At 67.5% G+C, this 2,433-nt stretch carries 2 protein-coding genes; both read right to left on the reverse strand.

All coding sequences use genetic code 11. The annotated features are described in order from the left end of the window. Positions 1 to 257: 257 nt before the first annotated feature. Positions 258 to 1,349, reverse strand: a complete 1,092-nt coding sequence (locus FJ311_16200) for a site-specific DNA-methyltransferase (protein MBM3952976.1) — start codon at positions 1,347 to 1,349, stop codon at positions 258 to 260. Between the two features lie 102 nt (positions 1,350 to 1,451). Then, complete coding sequence (locus FJ311_16205) at positions 1,452 to 2,090, reverse strand: ribonuclease HII (protein ID MBM3952977.1); 639 nt, start codon at positions 2,088 to 2,090, stop codon at positions 1,452 to 1,454. Positions 2,091 to 2,433: the final 343 nt, after the last annotated feature.

The raw sequence follows: 2,433 nt of genomic DNA on the forward strand, positions 1-2,433 counted from the left end.
GCCTGATCCGCGCCCATTCCTTGTCGTTCAGCCAGTAAAGATGCGCCATCCCAGCCTCCGTTCTCCTCGGAGGCTTGAATCACATCTTCGTAGCGTTGAGAATCCCCTAATTGAGTACAGACCCTAGCCGGCGGCGCAAGCAAAAGCCCCCGCCCGACGGTTGGGAGCGGCGCGGCAACAAGCCGAAGGATGCGGCGTCCGCGTCGACTCCGGATCCGAGCTCGACTCCGGCGGCGACCTGACCGGCGCCCGGCGCCTCAACCGCCCGACGCGGCTTCGGCGCGCAGTTTCTGGCGGAACATGTCGATGGGAACCAGGCGACCGCGCACCTCCACGCACCAATAGTGCCAGCCGTTGCAGGCGGGCAGGCGTTGAACGTGTGCCGCCGCCTGATGGATCGAACCGCGAAAATCGGCGGTCACCAGCGTGCCGTCGGCCCGTACCCGGGCGGCATGGCGCCGCTCGGGGCTGTAGAGCATGGCACCGACGCCGAGCAGGCCGCGCTCCACCAGCGAGCCGAAGGGGATGCGCGGTTCGGCGCGCTTGGATGGGGTGCTGACCAGCGACGGATCCGCGACCGCGCGCACGTCCCTGAGCCGCCGTTCGGCGAGCGCGGCATAGCCCGCGTCGCGTTCGATGCCGATCCAGTTCCGGCCGAGCTTCTTGGCAACCGCGCCGGTGGTGCCGGACCCGAAGAAGGGATCGAGCACGACGTCACCCGGCTCGGTCGCGGCGAGGACCGCGCGGTGCAGCAGGGCTTCCGGCTTCTGGGTCGGGTGCGCCTTGCGCCCCGCGACCTTGAGGCGCTCGGCGCCGGTGCACAACGGCAGGGTCCAGTCCGAGCGCATCTGCAGGTCGTCGTTGAGATTTTTCATCGCCTCGTAATTGAAGCGGTAGCGCGAATCCTTGTCGCGCGCGCACCAGATCAAGGTCTCGTGAGCATTGGTGAAGCGCCGGCCGCGAAAGTTGGGCATCGGATTGGTCTTGCGCCAAATCACGTCGTTGAGGATCCAGAATCCGAGATCCTGGAGGACGACGCCGACTCGGAAGATGTTGTGGTAGGAACCGATGGTCCACAGGGTTCCGTCGGGCTTGAGCACGCGCCGCGCCGCCCCCAGCCAATCGCGCGTGAAACGGTCGTAGGCGGCGAAATCGGCGAACGAATCCCAGGCGTCGTCGACGCCATCGACGCGACTGTTGTTCGGGCGCAGCAAATCCCCGCCCAGTTGCAGGTTGTAGGGCGGATCGGCGAATACCATGTCGACGCACGCTTCCGGCAGCGCGCTCATGACCTCGACGCAGTCGCCGACGATGATTCGATTGGTTTTGATGGACGCCCCCGCGGTCATGGCGGGAGCATGAGTCACGGACTCCGGCGGGTCAAGAAATACAAATGAATCAAAGCGTTATGGTTAACGCGCTAGATTTCGTCGGCGCGCGATTCCCAGCACTCAAGATTTGGTGGCGCACGGGGATGCGCCGATGAGCGCGGCGATCGGACGAAACGAACGGCGGTGCGCCGGACTTGGGCCCAGACTGAGAAGCGCGGCGCGATGCTCGGCGGTGCCGTAGCCCGCATTCCGTTCCCAGCCATAGCCGGGATAGGCCGTAGCGAGCGCGGCCATTTCCGCGTCGCGGGTCACCTTGGCGACGATGGACGCCGCCGCGATCGAGAGCGAGCGCCCGTCGCCGCCGACGACGCAGCGCGCCGGGCACGGCAGTTCGGGCGCGCGGTTGCCGTCGATCAGCGCGACATCGGGCGGCCCCGCGAGCGCGTCGAGCGCCCGGCGCATGGCGAGCAAAGTCGCGCGCAGAATGTTCAACCGGTCGATCTCTTCGACCTCGGCCCGGCCGATGCCGATTTGGGCGCATGTCCTGAGTCGCCCGAGCAATTCGCCTCGCCGCGCGGGCGAAAGTTTCTTGGAATCGTCGAGGCTCTCGCGCAATTCGGGGCCGAGGCGCACGCGGTCGAGGACCACAGCCGCGGCGATTACCGGCCCGGCCCAGGGCCCGCGCCCGGCCTCGTCGATGCCCGCGATGCGCACGTAGCCTTCGCCCAGGGCCGCGTCCTCGAACGAAAAATCCGGCATGGCCGACGCGGTCAGAACAGCGCGAATTGCCCGCCCGGCGGTACCGGCGGGCGGAAGCGCGAAAAGTCGAACTTGGAGAGATCGCGCCGGTTGAGGCCGAGGCGCTCGCACGCCAAGCGAAAGCGGTCGGCCAGCAGCTCGGCGTAGGTGCCGCGCCCGCTCATCCGTTCGCCGAACTCGGCGGTATACAGCGCGCCGCCCCGGGTTTCGCGCAGTTGGTTGAGCACGTGCCTGGCCTTGCCGGGCGCGTGCGCGTCCAGCCATTCGCTGAATAAATCCTTCAGTTCCAGGGGCAGGCGCAGCAGCACGTAACCGGCTTCGCGTGTTCCGACCTCGGCCGCCG

The organism is Rhodospirillales bacterium (assembly GCA_016872535.1).
In the GTDB taxonomy this organism is placed as follows: domain Bacteria; phylum Pseudomonadota; class Alphaproteobacteria; order Rhodospirillales; family 2-12-FULL-67-15; genus 2-12-FULL-67-15.

Bases quoted from the DNA above. Each gene is read 5' to 3' on its own strand.
- FJ311_16205 (MBM3952977.1), bottom strand. From the start codon at position 2,090: ATGCCGGATTTTTCGTTCGAGGACGCGGCCCTGGGCGAAGGCTACGTG.
- FJ311_16200 (MBM3952976.1), bottom strand. From the start codon at position 1,349: ATGACCGCGGGGGCGTCCATCAAAACCAATCGAATCATCGTCGGCGAC.